Below are 22,972 nucleotides of genomic sequence, written 5' to 3'. Positions count from 1 at the left end.
AGAAAAGAAGATGTTGCAAGCCTACGTTGACCATGTCGCCGAGCGCGCCGCGCTCGGCATTCCGCCCCTGCCGCTGACAGCCAAGCAGACCGCCGAGGTCATCGAGCTCATGAAGAGTGCGACGGGCAAGGACGGCGAGTTCCTGCTTGAGCTGCTCACCTATCGCGTGCCGGCCGGCGTCGACGATGCGGCCAAGGTCAAGGCGAGCTACCTGGCGGCGGTTGCGCACGGCACCGAGAAGAACCTGCTGCTCAGCCGTGCCCGCGCGACCGAGCTGCTGGGCACCATGCTGGGCGGCTACAACATCGGCCCGATGATCGACCTGCTGGATGACGCCGAAGTCGGTGCCGTTGCGGCTGAGGGCCTGAAGAAGACCCTGCTGATGTTCGACCAGTTCCACGACGTCAAGGAAAAGGCCGACAAGGGCAACGTCCATGCCAAGGCCGTGCTGCAGAGCTGGGCCGATGCCGAATGGTTCACCAGCCGGCCCGAAGTGCCGCAGAGCCTCACCATCACCGTCTTCAAGGTCAGCGGCGAAACCAACACCGACGATCTTTCGCCCGCGCCCGACGCCACCACGCGTCCCGACATCCCGATGCATGCGCTGGCCATGCTCAAGAACGCGCGCCCCGGCATCACGCCCGAAGAGGACGGCAAGCGCGGCCCGATCAAATTCATCGAGTCGCTGAAGGAAAAGGGCCATCTCGTCGCCTACGTCGGCGACGTCGTCGGCACCGGCTCGTCGCGCAAGAGCGCCACCAATTCGGTCCTCTGGTTCACCGGCGAGGACATTCCCTTCATCCCCAACAAGCGCTTCGGCGGCGTGTGCCTCGGCACCAAGATCGCGCCGATCTTCTACAACACGATGGAAGACGCGGGCGCGCTGCCGATCGAACTCGACGCGAGCCAGATGAACATGGGCGACGTGGTCGAGCTGCGTCCCTATGAGGGCAAGGCGCTGAAGGACGGCAAGGTCATCGCCGAGTTCAAGGTCAAGAGCGAGGTGCTGTTCGACGAAGTGCGCGCCGGCGGCCGCATTCCGCTGATCATCGGCCGCGGCCTCACGGCCAAGGCGCGCGAGGCGCTGGGCCTGCCGGCCTCGACGCTGTTCCGCCTGCCGGTGAGCCCGGTCGACACCCACAAGGGTTACTCGCTGGCGCAGAAGATGGTCGGCCGCGCCTGCGGCCTGCCCGAAGGCCAGGGCGTGCGCCCCGGCACGTACTGCGAACCGCGCATGACCTCGGTCGGCAGCCAGGACACCACCGGCCCGATGACGCGCGACGAACTCAAGGACCTCGCCTGCCTCGGCTTCAGCGCCGACCTGGTGATGCAATCCTTCTGCCACACGGCGGCCTATCCGAAGAAGGTCGACGTCAAGATGCACCACGAGCTGCCGGACTTCATGGCCAACCGCGGCGGCGTCTCGCTGCGCCCGGGCGACGGCGTGATCCACAGCTGGCTCAACCGCCTGCTCACGCCCGACACCGTCGGCACCGGCGGCGACAGCCACACGCGCTTCCCGATCGGCATCAGCTTCCCCGCGGGCTCCGGCCTCGTCGCCTTCGCGGCCGCCACCGGCGTGATGCCGCTCGACATGCCCGAATCCGTGCTGGTGCGCTTCAAGGGCAAGATGCAGCCCGGCGTCACGCTGCGCGACCTGGTGAACGCGATCCCGCTCTACGCGATCAAGTCCGGCCTGCTGACGGTCGAGAAGAAGGGCAAGAAGAACGTCTTCTCGGGCCGCATCCTCGAGATCGAAGGGCTGCCGGACCTCAAGGTGGAGCAGGCCTTCGAACTCAGCGACGCCTCGGCCGAACGCTCGGCCGCCGGCTGCACGGTGCACCTCAACAAGGAACCGATCGTCGAGTACATCCACAGCAACATCACGCTGATGAAGTGGATGATCGCCGAGGGCTATGCCGACGCGCGCACGCTGGCGCGCCGCATCGCAGCCCAGGAAGCCTGGCTCAAGGATCCGCAGCTGCTCAAGGCCGATGCCGACGCCGACTACGCCGCCGTGATCGAGATCGACCTGGCCGACATCCACGAGCCCATCGTCGCCTGCCCGAACGACCCCGACGACGTGAAGACGCTGAGCGAGGTCGCCGGTGCCACCATCGACGAAGTCTTCATCGGCTCGTGCATGACCAACATCGGCCACTTCCGCGCAGCGTCCAAGCTGCTCGAAGGCAAGCGCGACATCCCGGTCAAGCTGTGGATCGCACCGCCGACCAAGATGGATGCGGCGCAGCTCACCGAGGAAGGCCACTACGGCGTGTTCGGCAATGCCGGTGCGCGCACCGAGATGCCGGGCTGTTCGCTGTGCATGGGCAACCAGGCGCAGGTGCGCGAGGGCGCGACGGTGATGTCGACCAGCACGCGCAATTTCCCGAACCGCCTGGGCAAGGGCGCCAACGTGTACCTCGGCAGTGCCGAACTGGCCGCGATCTGCTCGCGACTCGGGCGGATTCCGACCAGGGAAGAGTACATGGCGAGCGTCGGCGTGCTCGATGCGTCCAGCGCGCAGATCTACCAGTACCTCAACTTCGACAAGATCGACGAGTACAAGGACGTGGCCGACGGCGTCGCCGCCTGATCGCTTCGGCCACCGGATGAAGAAGCCCCGCATCTGCGGGGCTTTTTCGTTGGGCCGTCTCCGACAGGCATGGAGGTCTTCGGCCGGCCGCCATGCGGGTGCCAAGGCCGACAATCGGCCTGGATCCGCGGCGCTGGACCGTGGCCACGGAGGCATTTCGCATGAGCTTCGCATCCATGATCGGCCGATGGGCCATGCAGCCTTTCTCCCGCGCGCTGCCGCCGCTCGGCGACACCGAACGTGCCGCGCTGGAGGCGGGTACGGTCGGCTTCGAGGGCCAGCTGTTCGCGGGACGGCCGGACTTCAGCGCGCTCGGCACCGCCGGTCCGAACCGTCTGAGCGCACGCGAGCAGGCCTTCCTCGACCACGAGGTGCGCGCGCTGTGCGGCATGCTCGACGACCATGCGATCGATCAGGCGCACGACCTGCCGCCGGAGGTCTGGCGCTATCTGCGCGAGAACCGCTTCTTCGGGATGATCATTCCCGAATCCTTCGGCGGCCTCGGCTTCGGCCACTTTGCGCATGCGACGGTGGTGGCCCGCATCGCGACCGTCAACGTGGCCACCGCCGTCACGGTGATGGTGCCCAATTCGCTGGGCCCGGCCGAGCTCCTGCTGCGCTACGGCACCGACGCGCAGAAGCAGCACTACCTGCCGCGCCTGGCCGACGGGCGCGAGCTGCCGTGCTTCGGGCTGACCTCGCCCTATGCAGGTTCCGATGCGGCATCGATCCCCGACCGCGGCGTGGTGGTCGAGCGCGAATTCGAGGGGCGGCGCACGCGCGGCTTCCTGGTCGACTTCGACAAGCGCTACATCACGCTCGCGCCGGTCGCCACCGTGGTCGGGCTGGCCTTCCATGCGTATGACGACAGCCGGCCCGAAGGCGAGCGCGAACTCGGCATCACCTGTGCGCTGATCCCCGTGCCGCACGAGGGCATGGGGATCGGACGCCGGCATCGCCCGATGGACAGCGCCTTCATGAACGGACCGATCCATGGCCACCAGGTGTTCGTGCCGATGGATTGGGTGATCGGCGGCGAGGCGCAAGTGGGCCAGGGCTGGCGCATGCTGATGGAATGCCTGGCCGCCGGCCGTGCCATCTCGCTGCCGGCGCTCGGCTCGGCGATGCAGCAGACCGCGCTCTATGTCAGCAACGGCTACGCGCAGATCCGCGAGCAGTTCGGTCTGCCGATCGGCAAGTTCCATGCGATCGCGGGTCTGCTGGCGCAGATGTCGGCCGAGCTCTATGCGAGCGACGCGGCGCGCCGCTTCACCGCCGCGGCGCTCGATGCCGGCGAGCGGCCCAGCGTGGCGAGCGCGATCCTCAAGGTGCAGCTGACCGAGGCCGGACGGCGCGCGGTCAACCACGGCATGGACATCCTCGGCGGCAAGGGCATCATCGCCGGGCCGTCCAACCTGCTCGGCATCGCCTACCGGCAGGCGCCGATCGCGATCACGGTGGAGGGCGCGAACATCCTCACGCGCGCGCTGATCGTGTTCGGCCAGGGGGCGGTGCGCTGCCATCCGCACGTGCTCGACGAGATGGCTGCAGTGCAGGCGCATGACGAGGCGGCGCTGGGCCGCGCGCTGATCGCGCATGGCGGTCATGTGATACGCAATCTGTGGCACAGCCTGTTCGGCGCGCCGCTGGTGGGCGAGCCGCCCGAGGCGCTCGCGCGCGAAGCGCGGCTCATCGCGCACATGAGCGCCAAGTACGCGCTGACCGCCGATCTCGCGATGGGCCTGCTGGGCGGCAAGCTCAAGCGCATGGAGCTGCTGTCGGCGCGGCTGGGCGACGTGCTCGCGCACCTGTACCTCGCGAGCGCGTGTGTGTGGCGCTATCAGGTCGATGCGGCGCCCGCGCTGCTGCCCTTCGCGCAGGCCGCGATCCGGCTGCAGATCGACGCCGCCGGCCGGATCCTGCGCGAGCTCTACGCCAACCTGCCGACCGGCGGCCGGCGCGTGATCGGCGCGCTGGTGCTGCGGCGCATCGCGCACCTCGCGCCGCTGCGCGACGTGCAACTGCTGGCGCTGGCCGAACTGCTGCGCACGCAGCCGGACATCGTCGCGCGGCTGTGTCCCGACCTGAGCGAGCCTGCGGCCGGCGGCTTGCGCGATCTGATGCACGCGCTCGAACTCGGCGCTCGCCTGGGCGACGAGACCGCCGCGCTCAACAAGGTGCTGCGGCGCACGAATTCGCTGGATGAAGCGGCACGCTCCGCTGCCGACCCGGCATTGGCGCTGGCCTATCTGCAGGCTGCCGACAAGGTGATCCAGGTGGACGATTTCGCGCCGGCCGGCCCGGTCGCCGGATTCAGTCGCGCGGCTGGGATGCCATCGCCGTCAATGCAGCCGCCGTCTGCGCATCCGCCGGAAAGAACGACTCCACGGCCAGTTCCTGCAGTGTGACGTCCACCGGCGTGCCGAAGATCGTGGTGGTGCTGATGAAGCTCAGCACGCCGTTCGGCGTCACCAGCTGGAAGGGCACCACCACGCCCGCGAGTTCGCCGCCGGCGGCCGGCGTGTCGTGGCTCACGCTGGGCGCGGGATAGGCGGCCAGCTCGTCGTGCAGCGCGACCAGGACGGCGTCGCCGGTGGCGGCAATCTGCTGCTGCAGACGTTCGAGCAGGTGCGCGCGCCACTGCGCGAGGTTCGCGGTGCGCGGCGCGAGGCCATCGGGATGCAGGCTCAGCCGCAGCACGTTGATCGGCGGCGTGACCAGCTCGGCGGCGGCCCCGGCCATCAGCAGCGGCACCAGCGCGTTGTGCGCCACCAGGTTCCAGTGGCGATCGACCGCCAGCGCCGGGAAGGGCTCGTGGCCCTTGAGCACCAGGTCGACCGCGCGGCGGGCCGACGCGAGGGCCGGGTCGTCGAGCGAGCGCTGCCGGTACATCGGCGCATAGCCGGCCGCCACCAGCAGCGCGTTGCGCTCGCGCAGCGGCACCTCGAGCCGCTCCGCGAGCCGCAGCACCATCTCGCGGCTGGGCTCGGCGCGGCCGGTCTCGACATAGCTCAGATGGCGCGTCGACACCTGCGCTTCGTTCGCGAGGTCGAGCTGGCTCAGGCGGCGGTGCCGGCGCCAGTGGCGCAGATGGGTGCCGAAGGAATCGGCGGCGGTGGGTTGCAGGGTGTGCGAAGTCATGACTGCGATCGTAGTGAAGGGCATGCGCAGCGGCCATGACCTCTCGCGTCATCGACCTCGGGCCGAGCGGACCGGATGAGGAGGCCGACACCGCCGGAAGGGCTGCAACGCGCCGCCGGGCCGCTGTCATCGAACCCTGCTATCTTCGAGGTGCTTCCACGATTCACAGGAGTTGCTTCATGGCCAAAGAACCGGTACACGCCTTCGCTTCTACGCTCAAGACCTTCAAGACTGCATCGGGGAAGTCCGGCAAATACTGGTCGCTCAAGGAACTCGCCAAGCGCTATCCCAACGTCGACAAGCTGCCGGTCTCGATCCGCATCGTGCTCGAATCGGTGCTGCGCAACTGCGACGGCCAGAAGGTCACGGCCGAGCACGTCGAGCAGCTCGCCAACTGGGCGCCGAACGCCGAACGCACCGAGGAGATTCCCTTCGTCGTGACGCGCGTGGTGCTGCAGGATTTCACCGGCGTGCCGCTGCTCGCGGACTTGGCCGCCATGCGCAGCGTGGCCGACAAGCTCGGCAAGTCGCCCAAGACCATCGAGCCGCTGGTGCCGGTCGATCTGGTGGTCGACCACTCCGTGATGGTGGACTACTACGGCACGCCCAAGGCGCTCGATCTCAACATGAAGCTCGAGTTCCAGCGCAACAACGAGCGCTACCAGTTCATGAAGTGGGGCATGCAGGCCTTCGACACCTTCCGCGTCGTGCCGCCGGGCTTCGGCATCGTGCACCAGGTCAATCTGGAGTACTTCGCGCGCGGCGTCTACAAGAACCCGAACGACCAGGGCGACCCGCCCGTCTACTACCCCGACTCGCTGGTCGGCACCGACAGCCACACCACGATGGTCAACGGCATCGGCGTGGTGGGCTGGGGCGTGGGCGGCATCGAGGCCGAGGCCGCGATGCTCGGGCAGCCGGTCTACATGCTGACGCCCGACGTGGTGGGTTTCGAGCTCAGCGGCCAACTGCGCGAAGGCGTGACGGCGACCGATCTGGTGCTGTACGTCACGGCGATCCTGCGCGGCGAGAAGGTGGTGGGCAAGTTCGTCGAGTTCTTCGGTCCCGGCGCCGCGACGATCACGGTGCCCGACCGCGCGACCATCGGCAACATGGCGCCGGAGTACGGTGCCACGATGGGCTTCTTCCCGGTCGACGAGATGACGGTGGCCTACTTCGAGGGCACCGGCCGCACCGCCAAGGAGATCGAGCGCTTCGAGGCCTACTACAAGGCGCAGGGCCTGTTCGGCATGCCCGCGCCCGGCGAGCTCCACTACACCAAGGTGGTCCGGCTCGACCTCGGCACCGTGTCGCCCAGCCTGGCCGGCCCGAAGCGGCCGCAGGACCGCATCGACCTCGGCCATCTCGCGACCAAATTCTCCGAGCTCTACAGCAAGCCGAACGAGGCCAATGGCTTCAACCAGCCGGCCGAGAAGCTCAGGCTGCGCCATCCGCTGTCGCACCAGGGCGAAGCGGCGGAGCAGGAACCCCCGACGCCGAAGCCGGGCGCGCCCCTCGCCGAGGTCGAGATGTTCGCCAACCGGTCCACCAAGGCGGCTGCCCACGTGGGCGCCACGGCGCCGCCGCCGCCCAAGGGCGAGGTGACGATCGGCAACGGCGACGTGCTGATCGCGGCCATCACCTCGTGCACCAACACCTCGAACCCGAGCGTGATGCTGGCCGCCGGCCTGCTCGCCAAGAAGGCGGTGCAGGCGGGCCTCCGCGTCAAGCCGCATGTCAAGACTTCGCTCGCGCCGGGCTCGCGCATGGTGACCGAATACCTCGAGAAGGCCGGCCTGCTGCCCTACCTCGAGAAGCTCGGCTTCTACCTCGCGGGCTATGGCTGCACGACCTGCATCGGCAATTCGGGCGATCTCACGCCCGAGATCAACGAAGTCATCACCCAGAACAACCTCATCGGTGCCGCCGTGCTGTCGGGCAACCGCAACTTCGAGGCGCGCATCCATCCGAACATCAAGGCCAACTTCCTGGCCTCGCCGCCGCTGGTGGTGGCGTATGCGATTGCGGGCAGCGTGATGGTCGACCTGATGACCGAGCCGGTCGGCAAAGGCAAGCACGGCAAGGACGTCTACCTGGGCGACATCTGGCCCAGCATGCAGGAGATCGACGAGAACCTGCGCTATGCGACGAACGCCAAGGCCTTCCGCAAGAACTACGAGCAGATCAAGGACAACCCGGGCAAGCTGTGGAGCAGCATCAAGGGCACGTCGGGCCAGGTGTACGACTGGCCGAAGTCCACCTACATCGCCGAGCCGCCGTTCTTCGAGGGCTTCAAGATGCAGCCGCATGCCGCCGATGCGGGATTCACCGGCGCGCGGGTCATGGCGCTGTTCGGCGACTCGATCACCACCGACCACATTTCGCCGGCCGGCTCTATCAAGGAAGATTCACCGGCCGGTATCTGGCTCAAGGCGAACGGCGTGTCGAAGGCCGACTTCAACAGCTACGGCTCGCGCCGCGGCAACCATGACGTGATGGTGCGCGGCACCTTCGCCAACGTGCGCATCAAGAACCTGATGCTGCCGCCCGATGCCAATGGCACGCAGGAAGAGGGCGGCTACACGCGCTTGCAGCCCGGCAACGAGAAGATGTTCATCTACGACGCCGCCATGAAGTACATGGCCAAGGGCGTGCCGACCGTGGTGTTCGGCGGCGAGGAATACGGCACCGGTTCATCGCGCGACTGGGCTGCCAAGGGCACGCAGCTGCTGGGCATCAAGGCTGTCATCGCGCGCAGCTTCGAGCGCATCCACCGCGCCAACCTGGTCGGCATGGGCGTGCTGCCGCTGCAGTTCCGCGGCGCCGACTCGTGGCAGGCGCTCAACCTCACCGGCGACGAGGAAGTCGACGTGGTGATCGGCGGCGAACTCAAGCCGCAGATGGACGTCAAGCTGGTGATCCGGCGCGCCGACGGCACGCACCAGGAGGTCACGGTGCGCCTGCGCATCGACACGCCGATCGAGGTCGACTACTACAAGCACGGCGGGATCCTGCCGTTCGTGCTGCGGCAGTTGCTGGCGGGCTGATCAGGATCCTGCCGGCCGTCCGGCGTCAGTTCTGAGTCTGGCCGAGCCGTTGCGCCAGCCGCTCCAGCATCGGCCGGATGTGCGCGCCGACACGGATCTGGGGATTCGAGAAGCCGTCTTCCTTGCCGGCATCGATTTCACGCTGGCGGATCACGGGGACGGCCGCGGCGAAAGCCTGCTCGAAGGAGCGACTCTTGCGCAATTGCTCGTCGAAGACCGCGCGCCCGAAGAAGGTGAGTTCGGACAGCCGGCCGCAGCCGTAGGAGGTGTGCTCGGCATCGGCGGCGGTCATGACGAGACTGTCCTCGTTCGCGAGCGGCTCGATCCAGCCGCCCGAAAAGCAGGCCGAGATGGCAATCACCCGGTGCCGGATGCCCGCCGAATCAAGCGCTTGCTCGAGGGCCTCGGGCGTGAGCGGTACCACGGTGAGCGGCCAGTGCGCCGCGGCGAGCTGAAAGTCGCTGCCGCCGTGCGAGGTGAGGTAGACCACGAGCAGATCCTTGTCGGGGTCCATGCGCGCTGCGATCGCCTTCACCGCGCGCTGCAGATTGAGCGGCGTGGCCCAGGGCAGTTCGTGCGTGGTGGTGGGATGGTTGATGAGCTTCAGCACATGACCTTGCGCGTCGAAGCGGTCTTCGAGCAGGTGCGCGACCATGGTGCCTTCACGCAGGAAGACATCGTCGGTCGCGTAGGGCGCGAACACGAGGCCGTAGACGTTCGGCTCGCCGGGCCGCCGCGGCGTGATGGCCGCGACGCTGCGCTGCCAGATCGCCTGCTGCTCTTCGAACACTTCCTGCGTGAGCTGCAGCCTCGGACGCCGGGGCTCGGTCGATGCGCTGGTGTCGCGCAGCCAGATGCGTTCCTGATCCTCCTGCATGCCCTGCCAGATGCCGATCGCCAGGATCGCCAGGATGCCCGGGACAAACAGGAAGAGGCGCTGTCGAGTCGGCATGTAGCGCGCCGCCAGACGCACCGCCGCGACGAACCACCATCCGAGCAAGGCGCCGTAGACGGCCCAGAAACCCGATACCGTGGTGAGCGGCTTCGGCAGCCAGCCGCGCATGTAGGCGAGCGACATTCCCGTCATCAGCAGATAGCAAGGCGCTCCAGCCCAGGTCGCCAGGACGAACCATCGGCCGAGAGGGGCGCCGTCTGCATCGGCGCCGGCCGATGAAGGGTGCCGATAGAGCGCGCCCCAGCCCACCCACACCATCAGCGCGCTGGCCCACAGCACGTTGAGTTCGGCGGCGGCGTTGAAGCGAGCCGGGCCGTCGACCTCGAAGCGCTGGACGCCGATGGCAAGCAGGTTGGGAAGCAGCACGAGCACGAGCAATTGCCACGGCGTTGGCGCCGCCGTGACGCGGGGTGCGAGCAGCACGGCGGCGCGCAATCCCTCGGCGATCCAACGAAAGATGCTCGTCGGCGGCTGCGGCTCGCGAGATGAAGCGGATGGAAGTGGCGTCGGGGGGAACTCGGTGGGATCGTCCGTCATGCCGGGATGATGCCGCAGCGCAAAAGGTTACTTTCGCTGCAGTTGGCCAAACGCTCGTGTTTTCGAGAATAATTCTCATTTTGACGATTTGGACCCGCGGGTGACCACAATGACCGGCGTGGCTTCGGCCACCATCTCCCTTGACCAGCTCCCCAATCGCCAGTGGGCGACGGTGCTCGACGTGATGCGCCCTCGCGAGCCGGACGAGCAGGAGCTGGTGTTGCGCCTGACCGAGATCGGCTTCGTGCCGGGCGAGGCCGTGTGCATCGTCGCCAGCGGCGTGCCGGGCCGCGAGCCGCTGGCCGTGCGCCTGGGCCACACGACCTTCGCCTTGCGTCGGCACGAGGCTGCGCTCATTCGCGTCACGCCGGGGGCGGTGAACCATGGTTGAGGCCACGCTGCATTTCCAGCCGGGTGCTGCGATATCGGCCGCGCCGCCGGACCGCATCGCGCTGCTCGGCAATCCCAATTGCGGCAAGACCGCGCTCTTCAATCTGCTGACCGGCAGCCGCCAGAAGGTGGCCAACTACGCCGGGGTCACGGTCGAGCGCAAGGAAGGGCAACTGCGCACGGCCGCCGGCCGGCGCGTCTTCGTGCTCGATCTGCCGGGCGCCTACAGCCTCAACGCGCTCTCGGCCGACGAAGCCGTCACGCGCGACGTGGTCACCGGCAGGAGCAAGGAGGCGCTGCCCGATCTGCTGGTATGCGTGACCGATGCCACCAACCTGCGCCTCAACCTGCGGCTGGTGCTGGAAGCCAAGCGCCTCGGCCTGCCGATGGTGATGGCGCTCAACATGACCGACATGGCGAAGAAGCAGGGCATCGCGGTCGATGTCGCGGCGCTGTCGCGCGAGCTCGGCGTGCCGGTGATCGAGACCGTCGGCGTCCACACGGGCGGGGCGCAAGGGCTGCTGGAAGCGCTCGACACGCCCGTGGTCGCCGCAGCGCCGCGGCCCTGGCAGGCGCCGGGCCTGGATGACGTGCTCGCTACCCAGCGCGAGGTGCGTCGCATCCTCGGCCTGGCGGTGCGCGAGCCGATCGGCAGCCTGGTCACCAGCGACCGCATCGACCGCGTGGTGATGCATCCCGTGTGGGGCATGGGGGTGCTCGCCGTCACGCTGTTCCTGATGTTCCAGGCCGTGTTCAGCTGGGCCAACGTGCCGATGGACGCGATCAAGGCCGGCACCGACGCGCTGGGCGCCTTCATCAGGGACGTGATGCCGCCGGGCATGCTGCAAAGCCTGCTGGTCGATGGCGTCATCGCGGGGGCCGGCAGCGTGATCGTGTTCCTGCCGCAGATCCTGATCCTGTTCCTCTTCATCCTCGCGCTGGAAGATTCGGGCTACCTGCCGCGCGCGGCCTTCCTGCTCGACCGCGTGATGGGCACGGTGGGCCTGTCGGGCCGTTCGTTCATTCCACTGCTGTCGAGCTTTGCCTGCGCGATTCCCGGCGTGATGGCCACGCGCACCATCAGCAACTGGCGCGACCGGCTGACCACCATCATGATCGCGCCGCTCATGACCTGCTCGGCGCGGCTGCCGGTCTATGCGCTGCTGATCGCGGCCTTCATCCCTGAACGCGCCGTCGGCGGCGTGTTCAATCTCCAGGGGCTGGTGCTGTTCGCGCTGTATCTGTTCGGCATCGTCTCTGCGATGGCCGTGGCCTGGGCGATGAAGCGCTTTCGCGACAACCAGCAGCATTCGCCGCTGATGATGGAGTTGCCGGCCTATCGCTGGCCCAGCGTGCGCAACCTCGCGCTCGGCCTTTACGAGCGCGCATGGATCTTCCTGCAGCGCGTGGGCACGATCATCCTCACGCTGACGATCCTGCTGTGGTTCCTGTCGACCTTTCCCTCGCCGCCCGAAGGCGCGACCGGGCCGGCGATCCAGTACAGCCTGGCCGGCATGATCGGCCGCGGGCTCGAATACATCTTCGCGCCGATCGGCTTCAACTGGCAGATCTCGATCGCGCTGGTGCCCGGCATGGCGGCGCGCGAAGTGGCGGTGGGCGCGCTCGGCACGGTGTATGCGCTCTCGGCCACCGGCGAGGACGTGGCCGGCCAGCTCGGGCCGCTGATCGCGGGCAGCTGGTCGCTGGCGACCGCGCTGTCGCTGCTGGTCTGGTACGTGTTCGCGCCGCAATGCGTCTCGACGCTGGCCGCCGTCAAGCGCGAAACCGGTTCGTGGCGCTATGTGTGGATCATGGCGGGCTATCTGTTCGCGCTGGCCTATATTGCATGCCTGATCACCTACCGGGTGGCGCTCGCATTCACTGGAGGATGAAATGACCCAAGAGATCGTCGTTGCGCTGATCGTCGCGCTCGCCGCGCTCTACGCCGTCTGGCGCTGGATGCCGGCGCCCTGGCGCCGCGCTGCGGCCGCCGGGCTTGCCGCGGGCTCGCAGCGCGCAGGGCTGGTGGACGCGCAGCGCGCCGAAGCGCTGGCGGCCTCGCTCGCCAAATCCTCGGGCTGCGGTGCGTGCGACAGCTGCGGTGCCTGCACGCCGAAAAGCGCTTCCTCCTCCGAGCCGGAATCCGGAACGCCCGCAACGCGCCTTCGCTGAACGCGGCATGGCGGCAGCGCATGTCCTGATCGCAGGCGGAGGCATCGCGGGCCTGGCGAGCGCGCTGGCGCTGGGGCGCCGCGGCCATCGCATCGAGTTGCTCGAACAGGCCCTGGTCTTCGGCGAGGCCGGTGCCGGCATCCAGCTCGGACCCAACGTCACGCGCCGTTTGCAGGCGCTGGGCGTGGGGCCGGCCCTGATGCGCATCGCGGCCCGGCCCGACGCGCTGGTCGTGCGCAGCGCCCTCGACGGCGGCGAGATCGCCCGCCTGCCGCTCGGCAACGCGATGCTCCACAGCTACGGCGCGCCCTACCTCTGCGCGCACCGTGCAGACCTGCATGCGTTGATGCTGGCAGCCGTGCGCGCGAGCGGGGCCGTGACGCTCAACACCGGTGTCCGCGTGGCCGAGGTGGTGGCGCGCGGCGGTGCGGTCTGCGCGTCCAGCACCGATGCGCGGGCCTGGGAAAGCGATGTGCTGATCGGTGCCGACGGTCTCTGGAGTACGGTGCGATCCTGCGTCACGGACGCTGCGCCGCCGCGCACGACCGGCCACACGGCCTGGCGCGCGCTGGTCCGGCAGTCGGCGCTGCCCAGGCCGCTGCGCAGCACGCAGGTCAGCGTCTGGCTCGGACCGCGCCTGCATGCGGTGGCCTATCCCGTGCGCCGAGGCGAGGCGCTCAATGTGGTGGTGCTGGCCGAGGCGGCACCCGCCGGCGATGCGCGCGACTGGGACCAATCCACCAGCCTCGCCGCCCTGCAGGCGGCGACCGGCCATACCGGCACAGCGCTGCAGGGCTTGCTCGAAGCGATGCCGTCATGGCGTGCCTGGACGCTCAGCGATCGGTCGCCGCTCAGGGGTCCGCAGCAGATGGCCGGCGAGCGCGTGGCCTTGGCGGGCGATGCGGCGCATCCGATGCTGCCTTACCTGGCGCAAGGCGCCGGCATGGCGATCGAGGATGCGGTCGCGCTGGCGGATGCGCTGGGCGGCGGCCCGTCGGAAACGGTGCCGGCGGCGCTCGCGCGCTATGCCGACGCGCGCTGGCAGCGCAACGCGCAGGTGCAGGCACGTGCACGGCGCAACGGCGACATCTTCCATGCCACGGGCCTTCTGCGTGCGGGCCGCGACGCGGCGCTGCGCCTGCTCGGCGCCCGGCTGCTCGACGTGCCGTGGCTCTACGGCGGCTGACCGGACTCAGAGACTGAAGGTCTGAAGGTGGTCGATGCGGTGCGCGAGTTCGTCAGCGCCGAGGTAGTGGCTGACCTCGCCGGTGCGCACGTCGGCCAATGCGCCTTCGAGTTCGGCAAGCAGGTCGTCTCTGACCGCGGCATAGGCGGCCGGCAGATCGTCGTGGGCTTGTGCGTAGGCCTCGGCGATCAGGCGTGCAGCCGCGGGTGCGCCGCAGGCCACGCACTCGGCGATGGCCGTCGCGCTGGGCTGGGCGCCATGCGCCAGCAACATCGCTGCCAGGTCGGGCGACAGCGCGCTGTCGATCGCATCGAGCGCATCCGGCGCGACGGGCGCGCCGGCGTGCACCAGCGCCGCGGCGGCCGCGTGGGCGCCGTGGCTCACCGCCAGGTCGGTCGCGATCGCGCTGCCGAGCAGCGGACCGTCGAGCGCGACGTCGACTGCGGCCAGCCGATCGATCAGCGCCGCGTCATCAGTGGCGATCGCGTGGCGCAGTGCGATGCGCGAGAGCGGCCCGTCTCCGCCCAGCGTGCCATCGGCCAGCGGCGTGCGCCAGTCGACCATCGCGCGGCGGTAGAACGCGATCAGCCGGTCCATGAGTTCGAGGGACAGTCCGTGCGCCTCGTGCCGCTCGTCGAGGTACTCGAGCAGCGCCTGTCCGGTGAAATAGTCGCCGATCGCCTCGAGCGGATCCTCGTCGAGATGCAGCACGTCGAACGCCGCACACAGGTCGGCCGCGAGCGTGGTCATGCCGTCTTCGTGCATCGCATGCACCCATGGCTGGGGCAGCCCCTGTTTCCACGCGAGGATGTGGCCATGGTCCGCGCCCGGCTCGACGACGGCGTAGATGCGGTCGCTGTCTTCGAAACCGCCGATGGGAAGGCTGACGAGCTTGCCGTCCCAGGCGCCCTCGCGCGGGGCTTGCGCAGCGCCTTCGAGTTCGTGCGCGATCCATCCGCGAAGCGTCTGCGCGGTGTCGCTGCCGTTCCAGAACAGCTCGGTCCAGCTCACCGCTTCCTCGCAGCCGTTCATGCGCAGATGCAGGTCGTAGTCGATGCGGCCGCCGGCGGTCTGCCGCCAGAGCGCAAGGAGCTCGGGCGGCAGCGGGCCGGCGCAGACGGCCTGCACCGCGGCGATCTGGTCGGCCGGCATCGGCGGTCGGGCATCGAAGATCACGCGCTTGGCGAAGAGCACGATGCCATGCTCGCGCAGTTGGCCCAGTTCGGTGTCGTCGAAGGAATCGCTGGTCATCGCGTTGTCTCCAGGTGGGTCGTGAGTGCGCGCCATGCGGGTTCTAGAGATCCGTTCGCAACTTCCAGATCTCGGGGAACAGCACCACGTCGAGCATCTTGCGAAGATAGCTCACGCCGCCGGTCCCGCCGGTCCCGCGCTTGAAGCCGATCACCCGCTCCACGGTGGTCACGTGGCGGAAGCGCCAGAGGCGGAAAGCGTCTTCGAGGTCCGTCAGCTCCTCGCCGAGCTGATAGAGGTCCCAGTGGTCCTTCGGATTGCGATAGATCACCAGCCAGGCCTGTTCGACGCCATCGCTGAGTTCGTAGGGCTGTGTCCAGTCGCGCTCGACATGGTCGGCCGGCACGTCGAGCCCGCGACGCGCGAGCAGGCGCAAAGCCTCGTCGTAGAGCGAGGGCGCGCGCCAGGCCTGCTCGACCTGCGCGAGCAGGTCGGGCCGGTGCGCATGCGGCTTGAGCATGGCGGCGTTCTTGTTGCCGAGCGCGAATTCGATGCAGCGGTACTGCCAGCTCTGGAAGCCGCTGGAGCTGCCGAGGTAGGGCCGCATCGCGCTGTATTCGGGCGGCGTCATGGTGGCCAGCACGTCCCAGGCATGCACCAGCTGCTCCATGATGCGCGAGACGCGCGCCAGCATCTTGAAGGCGCTCGACAGGTCGTCGGCCGCCACGCAGCGGATCGCGGCGCGCAGCTCGTGCAGCATCAGCTTCATCCAGAGTTCGCTGGTCTGGTGCTGGACGATGAAGAGCATCTCGTCGTGCGCGGGCGACTTCGGATGCTGGGCGTTGAGGATGGCGTCGAGGCTCAGGTAGTCGCTGTAGCTCATCGAGGCGCTGAAATCGAGCTGCGCCTTTTCGTCGTGGACGATCTTTTCGGTGCTCATCGGGCGCTTTCAGGTCACTGCCAGTTTCTGGTTGAACTCGGGGCGCTTCCATTCGTCGGTCTCGAGCACCTGCACGAGGTGTTCGACCGCGCGCCACACATCCTCGAAGCCGAGGTAGAGCGGGGTGAAGCCGAAGCGCAGGATGTCGGGCATCTGCGAATCGCCGGCGCGGAAGTCGCCGATCACGCCGCGTGCGATCAGCGCCTGCACGATCGCGTAGGCGCCGGGTCCGTTGCCGCTCATCGCGAGGCAGACCTGCGAGCCGCGCAAGTGGTGCTCGCGCGGCGTGACGAGCGTGAAGCGGCCGGGGCAGCGTGCCTCCACCAGCGCGATGAAGGCGTCGGTCAGCGCCAGCGACTTGGCGCGCAGCGCGGCCATGCTGCCCTGTGCGCCATCGAAAGGCTCGGCCGCGAGCACGGTGTCGAGTCCGCACTCGAGCGCGGCCAGCGCGACGATCGGCTGCGTGCCGCACAGATAGCGTGCGACGCCCGACGCGGGCTGGTAGTGCGGTGTGAATTCGAAGGGCGCCGCATGGCCCCACCAGCCCGACAGCGGCTGCTCGAAGCGGTCCGCATGGCGCGCGTGCACCCAGACGAAGGCCGGCGAGCCGGGCCCGCCGTTCAGGTACTTGTAGCCGCAGCCGATCGCGTAGTCGGCATCGCTGTCGTTGAGTGCCACCGGCACTGCGCCGGCGCTGTGCGCGAGGTCCCACACGGCGAGCACGCCGGCGGCATGCGCGGCCGCGGTGAGCGCCTTCATGTCGTGCATCGCGCCGGTGCGGTAGTTGACGTGCGTGAGCATCAGCACGGCCACCGCGTCGTTCAGCGCGGCGGGCAATTCGCTGGCGTCGATCAGTTTCAGCGTGAAGCCGCGCTCGCGGCACAGCGACTCGGCGATGTAGAGATCGGTCGGGAAATTGCTGCGCTCGCTGAGCACGATGCGGCGGCTGGTCGCCTTCGCTTGCGACAGCGCGGCGAACAGCACCTTGTAGAGATTGACCGAGGTGCTGTCGGTGCACACGACCTCGCCGGGTGCGGCGCCGATCAGGCGCGCGACCTTGTCGCCGAGGCGCTGCGGCAGGTCGAACCATTGGGCCGTGTTCCAGGAGCGGATGAGGCCCTCGCCCCATTCCTTCGCGACCACTTCGGCGATGCGCGACGGCGCGGCCCGGGGCAGCACGCCGAGGGAATTGCCGTCGAGGTAGATCACGCCGTCGGGCAGCAGGAACTGGCCGCGCAGGGCGGCGAGAGGGTCTTGCGCATCGAGGCGCCGGCAGTCGTCGAGGTTCATGGTCGATCGGATGGAAGTTCGCGCAGGATCGCACGCACGGGGGAAGCATCGGCGCTCACGAGCTTGAGCGGCAATGCGATGAGTTCGTAGTCGCCCTCGGGCACGTCGTCGAGCACGAGGTTCTCGAGCACGCGCAGGCCGAGGCGGCGGACGGCCTGGTGGCTGTCGAGCGTCTTGCTGTCGGCCGGGTCGATGCTTGCGGTGTCGATGCCGATCAGCGTTACGCCGAGTGCCGCGAGCCGTTCGATGGTGGCGGGCGCGAATGCGGCGAGGTCGCCATCCCAGCGCTCGACCGGCGCGTGCGCATAGGTGCGCACCAGCACGCGCGGCGGCAGGAGGTCGGTCGCATGCGCGAGGTGCGTCCATTCGACCAGTGGTCCGCGTGCGATCGCATGGATCACGCGGCACGGGCCGAGGTAGGGTGCGAGGTCGACTTCGCCAATGGTGGTGCCTGCCGGGTCGTAATGCAGCGGCGCATCGGCATGCGCGCCGACATGCGGCGACAGCGTGATCTCGCTGACATTGACCGGGCAGCCGGGCGCGATCGTTGCGGCCCAGCGCTGCCGGTAGGGCGTGTCGCCGGGGAAGACCGGCGCACCTTCATGCACCGGCGGCGAGATATCCCAGATGCGTTGGTTCATGACGCAAAGTTAGCGCTGCTTGGTGGGTTGTGGTGTCGGTTATTAGCAACGGCTTCCATCTTGGCTTTGTCGATAGAATCGTTTCACAAATCGATTCATACTGTCGAGATGCGTCAGAGCTTTTCCCTTGAAGAAATGGAGAAATATTGACGCAAGAAATTGTTTCACTATGCCTATCGACCCAGTCACCCTTCTTCGTGCGAAAGGCCCGCAGCCGGCCAACAGGCTCGCCGAGCTGATGGGGGCGAGCCGGCCGACGTTGAGCCGGGCTGCGCGGGCCGCGGAGGGCGCGCTCATCGTGCGGGGGCGAGCGCGTCGCACGAAGTACGCAGCCAGGCGCGCGCTGCGCGGGTCGCTGGAGTCGCTGCCGCTTTTTCGCATCGACCGGGAAGGGACGCCCGAGCAGATTGCGGCGCTGGACTTGGTCCACCCCGACGGCACGGCCCTCAGCTACAGCGGCGACTTCGGATGGCCGCTCGACGGGGAGATGCAGGATGGCTGGTTCGAAGGCTTGCCGTATCCGATGCAGGACATGCGGCCGCAGGGCTTCATGGGCCGCACGTTCGCGCGGCAACACGCCGCGGTACTCCAGGTCGGCGAGGATCCGACGGCCTGGTCGGACGACGATGTGTTGTATGCGCTGTCGATCCTGGGCGCGGACACCGCGGGCGATCTGCTGGTGGGCGCGCCGGCCTGCCGCTTGTGGCTCGACCAGGTGCAGCGCGTGAAATCCGGCGACTCACCTGCGGGATTGCCGGATTCGAAGCTGGCCAGGGAGTATCCGAAGCTTGCTTCGCAGGCGCTGGAACTGGGGGTGGCCGGATCCTCGGCCGGCGGCGAGTTCCCGAAGTTCACGACCCTGCGGCAGCGAGCCGATGGCGCGCAGCAGCATGTGCTGGTCAAGTTCTCGGGGTCGGACGATTCGCCGGGCACGCAGCGCTGGTCGGACCTTCTGGTGTGTGAACACTTGGCCGGACGCGCGCTCGAGGAACACGCCGGCATCGCCACTGCACGCTCGCGTGTCTACGCACACGCGGGCCGAACATTTCTGGAAGTCGACCGCTTCGATCGCCATGGCACGCTGGGTCGTTCGGGCATGGTGTCGTGGTCCGCCTTGAACAATGCTTTCGTCGGCAGCGCGGGGCGCCCTTGGGCGCAGGCGGTCCAGCCTCTGGCGCAGAAGGGCTGGCTGGAGACGCAGGACCTTGGCCGCATCCTGCGCGTGTGGCTCTTCGGGCAACTCATCGGCAACACCGACATGCACGACGGCAACCTGTCATTCGTGCCGTCCCGACAAGGGGACACCCATGTGCTGCAACTGGCGCTCATCTACGACATGTTGCCGATGGCCTATGCACCCGTGCGCGGGGTCGAACTGCCTCCTCGCAACTACGCGCCGCGCTTGCCGCTGCCCGCGGACGCAGTCGCCTGGCAGGATGCGGCGCGCGCCGCTGTTGCCTTCTGGGCACTTGCCGCGGCCGACCGGCGGATCAGCGCGGCGTTCCGGCGGATCTGCAGGGACAACGAAGCGCTTCTCGGCAAGTTGGCCGCGCGCTGAGCCTCGACTTCTGCTAGACCTTGCCGAGAAGCAGGAATTCCATCAATGCCTTCTGCGCATGCATGCGGTTCTCGGCTTCGTCCCAGACCACCGATTGCGGCCCGTCGATCACGTCGGCCTCGACTTCCTCGCCGCGATGCGCGGGCAGGCAGTGCATGAAGAGCGCGTCGGGTTGGGCCGCGCGCATCATCTCGGTGTCGACGCACCAGTCGGCGAAGGCCGCGCGCCGGGCCTCGTTCTCGGCCTCGTAGCCCATGCTGGTCCAGACGTCGGTGGTCACGAGGTCGGCGCCGCGGCAAGCCTCCATCGGGTCCTTGAAGACCTGGTAGCTGTCCGACGAGCGGATGCCGGCGATCGACTGGTCGACCTCGTAGCCGCTCGGCGTGCTCACGTGCACCTTGAAGCCGAGGATCTCGCTGGCCTGCAGCCAGGTGTTGGCCATGTTGTTGCCGTCGCCGACCCAGGCGACCGTCTTGCCGGCCAGGAAGGCCGGGTCCGGCATTCCTTCCGAATTCGTGCCGCGGTGCTCGAGGTAAGTGAAGATGTCGGCCAGGATCTGGCAGGGGTGGAATTCGTTGGTGAGGCCGTTGATGACCGGCACGCGCGAATGGGCCGCGAAGGCTTCGATCTTGGTCTGCTCGAAGGTACGGATCATCACCAGGTCGACCATGCGGCTGATGACCTTGGCGCTGTCCTCGATGGGCTCGGCGCGGCCGAGCTGGCTGTCGCCCGTGGTCAGGTGCACCACGCTGCCGCCCAACTGGTACATGCCGGCCTCGAAGCTCACGCGCGTGCGGGTTGAGGCCTTCTCGAAGATCATCGCCATCGTGCGGTCGACCAGCGGCTGGTGCTTTTCGTAGGCTTTGAACTTCTTCTTGATCAGTGCGGCGCGTGCGAACACGTGCGCATACTCGTCGGCCGTGAAGTCCGAGAACTGGAGGTAGTGCCGAATCGCCGGTGCCGCGCTCATGGCCGAGGCTCCGCAAGAAAGGCCTTCACGACCGGTGCCAGCAGCGCGACGATCTCGTCCGCTTCGGCGATGCTGAGGATCAGCGGCGGCACCAGGCGGATCACGTTGTCGGCGGTCACGCTCAGCAGCAGGCCGGCGTCGCAGGCGCGGTTCAGGATCACGCCGCAGGGCCGGTCGAGCTCGATGCCGAGCATCAGGCCCTGGCCGCGAATCTCGGTCACGCCGGGCAGGCTGCCGAGCTCGTGCTCCAGCGCGGCCTTGAGGTGCGCGCCGACCTTGGCCGCGTTGTCGAGCAGCTGGTGCTCTTCCATGATGCGGATGGTCTCGATGCCGGCGCGCATCGCGAGCGGGTTGCCGCCGAAAGTGGTGCCGTGGTTGCCGGGGCCGAAGATGTGGGCGGCGCGCGGGCCGGCGACCACGGCGCCGATCGGCACGCCCGAGCCGAGGCCCTTGGCCAGCGGCATCACGTCCGGCTTGATGCCGGCCCACTGGTGCGCGAACCACTTGCCGGTGCGGCCCATGCCGCACTGGACTTCGTCGATCATCATCAGCCAGTCGCGCTCGTCGCACAGCTGGCGCACTTGCCGCAGGTACTCCCAGCGCATCGGGTGGATGCCGCCTTCGCCCTGGATGGTTTCGAAGAACACGGCCACCACATTCGGATTGCCTTCGGTCGCCTCCTTCAGCGCGTCGAAGTCGTTGAGCGGCACGCGGATGAAGCCCTCGACCAGCGGGCCGAAGCCGTTCTGCACCTTGGGGTTGCCGGTGGCCGACAGCGTGGCGATGCTGCGGCCATGGAACGCGGCCTCGTAGACCACGATCTCCGGCCGCTCGATGCCCTTGTCATGGCCGAACTTGCGTGCCAGCTTGAGTGCGGCTTCGTTGGCTTCCAGGCCGGTGCAGCAGAAGAAGGCGTTGGTGAGCCCGGAAAGCTCGGTCAGTTTGGCCGCGAGTTGCTCCTGGCCCGGCACGTAGTAGTAGTTGGAGCTGTGGATCAGCTTGGTGATCTGGTCCTGCAGCGCAGGCACCAGCTCGGGATGGTTGTGGCCGAGCGTGTTGACGGCGATGCCGCCCAGGCCGTCGAGGTAGGCGCGCCCCTCGGTGTCCCACACTCGACAGCCTTGGCCGTGCGACAACGCGATCGGCAGGCGGCCGTAGGTGTTCATGACGTGGGGCGACGAGGGTGCGACAGCGGCGCTCATGGGGATCTCCAGAAAAGGGAACGCGGATTCTAGGCGGCCGGTTTGACAGCGTCGTTGAGGATTGCGCATTACAGCAATGCCCGCGTGGATCGCTCGCGGAACCCCCGGATAGAATCGTTGTGCGGCGCAGCAAGCGCCTGCGCCTCCTTCACGCCAACCGATGATTTCTCCCAACGCCAAAGAAGTCTTCATCCAGGGCCTCACCGAGGACGGCCGGACCTTTCGCCCGAGCGACTGGGCGGAGCGGCTGGCGGGCGTGATGTGTTCGTTCCGGCCGGGCGGCGCCTATCCGGGCAGTCACCTGAGCTATTCGCCGTGGTGCGTGCCGACGATCATCAACGGCATCAAGTGCGTGGTCGTCAGCCGCGAACTGCGCGAGGCCAACGTGATGGCCTGGGACTTCGTGATGAACTTCGCCCGCGACAACGGCTTGCAGGTCGCCGAAGCCTGCCTGGTGCCGGATGCGTCGCCGGCGCCGGTCAAGCCGCCGCAGGCCGGCCGGGTCTGAAAGCGGGCAAGGGCCGCGCCCATGAAAAAACCGCCCGAAGGCGGTTTTTCACTTTGCTGCAGCGCACCCCGATCAAACGGCGGACTGGACGAAGGCCGGTCCGGGCTGTTTGCCTGATGACGTCAGGCGGCGGCCTTTTCAGGGGCGAGGGCCAGGTTCTTGACCTTGGCCGACAGGCGGCTCTTGTCGCGCGCTGCCTTGTTCTTGTGGAAGATGCCCTTGTCGGCGACGGTGTCGACGATGCTCTGGGCCTTCGCGAAGAGTTCGGCCGCCTTGGTCTTGTCGCCGGCCAGCACGGCCTTTTCGACATTCTTCACGGCGGTGCGGTATTTGGAGCGCAGCGAGGTGTTCGCGGCGTTGAGCTTGACGTCCTGGCGGACGCGCTTACGGCCCGACGCGAGGCGCGGGTTCTTTTTCTTGGGCTTGGCGGATGCCATAAATGAGTTTCCTTGGTGTCTGGGGATGATGCAGCAAAGCCAACAATTCTAGCAAACCCCCAGCCTTGCTCACTTCGTGTAGCCTGCAACCCCCTTGCAGGGGGCAATACCTGCGGACCGGCGGAGCCGGATCCGCGGTATTTCTGGAGTTGGTCCGACGCGTTGCGCGTCCGTGAAAGAGGGCGCATCGAGTGCACCTACACTTCCGGCG

The 22,972-nt window shown here is 68.0% G+C and carries 18 protein-coding genes; 9 read left to right on the top strand and 9 right to left on the bottom strand.

Annotated elements, in window-relative coordinates; genetic code table 11:
* The first annotated feature begins 10 nt into the window (after positions 1-10).
* Together E5P2_RS20005 and E5P2_RS20000 are read left to right on the top strand one after the other, a co-directional pair.
* The gene (locus E5P2_RS20005; RefSeq protein WP_162568832.1) at positions 11-2,596 is read left to right on the top strand and encodes a bifunctional aconitate hydratase 2/2-methylisocitrate dehydratase; all 2,586 of its coding nucleotides are present in this window, start codon (positions 11-13) and stop codon (positions 2,594-2,596) included.
* 161 nt (positions 2,597-2,757) lie between these two features.
* Complete coding sequence (locus tag E5P2_RS20000) at positions 2,758-5,004, top strand: acyl-CoA dehydrogenase (protein ID WP_162568831.1); 2,247 nt, start codon at positions 2,758-2,760, stop codon at positions 5,002-5,004.
* Here the strand turns inward: E5P2_RS20000 and E5P2_RS19995 are convergent.
* The gene (locus E5P2_RS19995; protein ID WP_162568830.1) at positions 4,910-5,737 is read right to left on the bottom strand and encodes a helix-turn-helix transcriptional regulator; all 828 of its coding nucleotides are present in this window, start codon (positions 5,735-5,737) and stop codon (positions 4,910-4,912) included. The two genes, E5P2_RS20000 and E5P2_RS19995, sit on opposite strands and share 95 nt — an antisense overlap.
* Positions 5,738-5,916: 179 nt before the next feature.
* Between E5P2_RS19995 and acnA the strand changes: the two genes are divergently transcribed.
* Positions 5,917-8,784: an aconitate hydratase AcnA gene (gene acnA, locus E5P2_RS19990; RefSeq protein WP_162568829.1), complete on the top strand. Its 2,868-nt coding sequence runs from the start codon at positions 5,917-5,919 to the stop codon at positions 8,782-8,784.
* Between the two features lie 25 nt (positions 8,785-8,809).
* On the opposite strand, the gene E5P2_RS19985 is transcribed toward acnA, so the two are convergent.
* Positions 8,810-10,276: a C13 family peptidase gene (locus tag E5P2_RS19985; protein ID WP_162568828.1), complete on the bottom strand. Its 1,467-nt coding sequence runs from the start codon at positions 10,274-10,276 to the stop codon at positions 8,810-8,812.
* A 109-nt stretch (positions 10,277-10,385) separates the two neighbouring features.
* Here E5P2_RS19985 and E5P2_RS19980 point away from each other — a divergent pair, with 109 nt between their 5' ends.
* From E5P2_RS19980 to E5P2_RS19965, 4 genes are read left to right on the top strand one after another with little or no spacing between them, the layout of a single operon-like run.
* Positions 10,386-10,667 carry a FeoA family protein gene (locus E5P2_RS19980; protein ID WP_162570572.1) on the top strand — a complete coding sequence of 94 codons (282 nt, stop codon included), beginning with the start codon at positions 10,386-10,388 and terminating at the stop codon, positions 10,665-10,667.
* On the top strand, positions 10,660-12,558 hold the full coding sequence (gene feoB, locus E5P2_RS19975; protein ID WP_162568827.1) for a ferrous iron transporter B: 1,899 nt from the start codon (positions 10,660-10,662) through the stop codon (positions 12,556-12,558). The genes E5P2_RS19980 and feoB overlap by 8 nt, the downstream gene beginning before the upstream one ends.
* A gap of 1 nt (position 12,559) precedes the next feature.
* Positions 12,560-12,838 carry a DUF6587 family protein gene (locus E5P2_RS19970; RefSeq protein WP_162568826.1) on the top strand — a complete coding sequence of 93 codons (279 nt, stop codon included), beginning with the start codon at positions 12,560-12,562 and terminating at the stop codon, positions 12,836-12,838.
* Positions 12,839-12,845: 7 nt separating this feature from the next.
* Complete coding sequence (locus E5P2_RS19965) at positions 12,846-14,024, top strand: FAD-dependent monooxygenase (RefSeq protein WP_162568825.1); 1,179 nt, start codon at positions 12,846-12,848, stop codon at positions 14,022-14,024.
* A gap of 6 nt (positions 14,025-14,030) precedes the next feature.
* Here the strand turns inward: E5P2_RS19965 and E5P2_RS19960 are convergent, their stop codons facing one another.
* From E5P2_RS19960 to kynB, 4 genes are read right to left on the bottom strand one after another with little or no spacing between them, the layout of a single operon-like run.
* Complete coding sequence (locus E5P2_RS19960) at positions 14,031-15,275, bottom strand: SMI1/KNR4 family protein (RefSeq protein ID WP_162568824.1); 1,245 nt, start codon at positions 15,273-15,275, stop codon at positions 14,031-14,033.
* Positions 15,276-15,318: 43 nt separating this feature from the next.
* A complete protein-coding gene (gene kynA, locus E5P2_RS19955) occupies positions 15,319-16,155 on the bottom strand; it encodes a tryptophan 2,3-dioxygenase (protein ID WP_162568823.1) in 837 nt (278 codons plus the stop codon).
* A gap of 9 nt (positions 16,156-16,164) precedes the next feature.
* A complete protein-coding gene (kynU, locus tag E5P2_RS19950; RefSeq protein ID WP_162568822.1) occupies positions 16,165-17,445 on the bottom strand; it encodes a kynureninase in 1,281 nt (426 codons plus the stop codon).
* The gene (gene kynB / locus E5P2_RS19945; protein ID WP_162568821.1) at positions 17,442-18,086 is read right to left on the bottom strand and encodes an arylformamidase; all 645 of its coding nucleotides are present in this window, start codon (positions 18,084-18,086) and stop codon (positions 17,442-17,444) included. The genes kynU and kynB overlap by 4 nt, the downstream gene beginning before the upstream one ends.
* 169 nt (positions 18,087-18,255) lie before the next feature.
* Between kynB and yjjJ the strand changes: the two genes are divergently transcribed.
* Entirely contained in the window at positions 18,256-19,644 is a 1,389-nt protein-coding gene (gene yjjJ, locus E5P2_RS19940) for a type II toxin-antitoxin system HipA family toxin YjjJ (protein WP_162568820.1), read from the top strand.
* A gap of 13 nt (positions 19,645-19,657) precedes the next feature.
* Here the strand turns inward: yjjJ and argF are convergent, their stop codons facing one another.
* Together argF and E5P2_RS19930 are read right to left on the bottom strand one after the other, a co-directional pair.
* A complete protein-coding gene (gene argF, locus E5P2_RS19935) occupies positions 19,658-20,614 on the bottom strand; it encodes an ornithine carbamoyltransferase (protein WP_162568819.1) in 957 nt (318 codons plus the stop codon).
* Positions 20,611-21,816 (bottom strand): aspartate aminotransferase family protein, encoded by a 1,206-nt coding sequence (locus E5P2_RS19930; RefSeq protein ID WP_162568818.1) that lies wholly within the window; start codon positions 21,814-21,816, stop codon positions 20,611-20,613. The genes argF and E5P2_RS19930 overlap by 4 nt, the downstream gene beginning before the upstream one ends.
* Positions 21,817-21,976: 160 nt before the next feature.
* On the opposite strand from E5P2_RS19930, the gene E5P2_RS19925 reads away from it, so the two are divergent.
* A complete protein-coding gene (locus tag E5P2_RS19925) occupies positions 21,977-22,324 on the top strand; it encodes a DUF3579 domain-containing protein (RefSeq protein ID WP_162568817.1) in 348 nt (115 codons plus the stop codon).
* 122 nt (positions 22,325-22,446) lie between these two features.
* Here E5P2_RS19925 and rpsT read toward each other — a convergent pair whose 3' ends face one another.
* Positions 22,447-22,761 carry a 30S ribosomal protein S20 gene (gene rpsT / locus E5P2_RS19920; RefSeq protein ID WP_162568816.1) on the bottom strand — a complete coding sequence of 105 codons (315 nt, stop codon included), beginning with the start codon at positions 22,759-22,761 and terminating at the stop codon, positions 22,447-22,449.
* Between the last annotated feature and the right edge of the window lie 211 nt (positions 22,762-22,972).

The sequence above is a fragment of the Variovorax sp. SRS16 genome, assembly GCF_901827165.1.
Taxonomy (GTDB): Bacteria; Pseudomonadota; Gammaproteobacteria; order Burkholderiales; family Burkholderiaceae_C; genus Variovorax.
The sequence above is the reverse complement of the archived record's forward strand: the minus strand, read 5'-3'. Positions and strand labels throughout refer to the sequence as shown.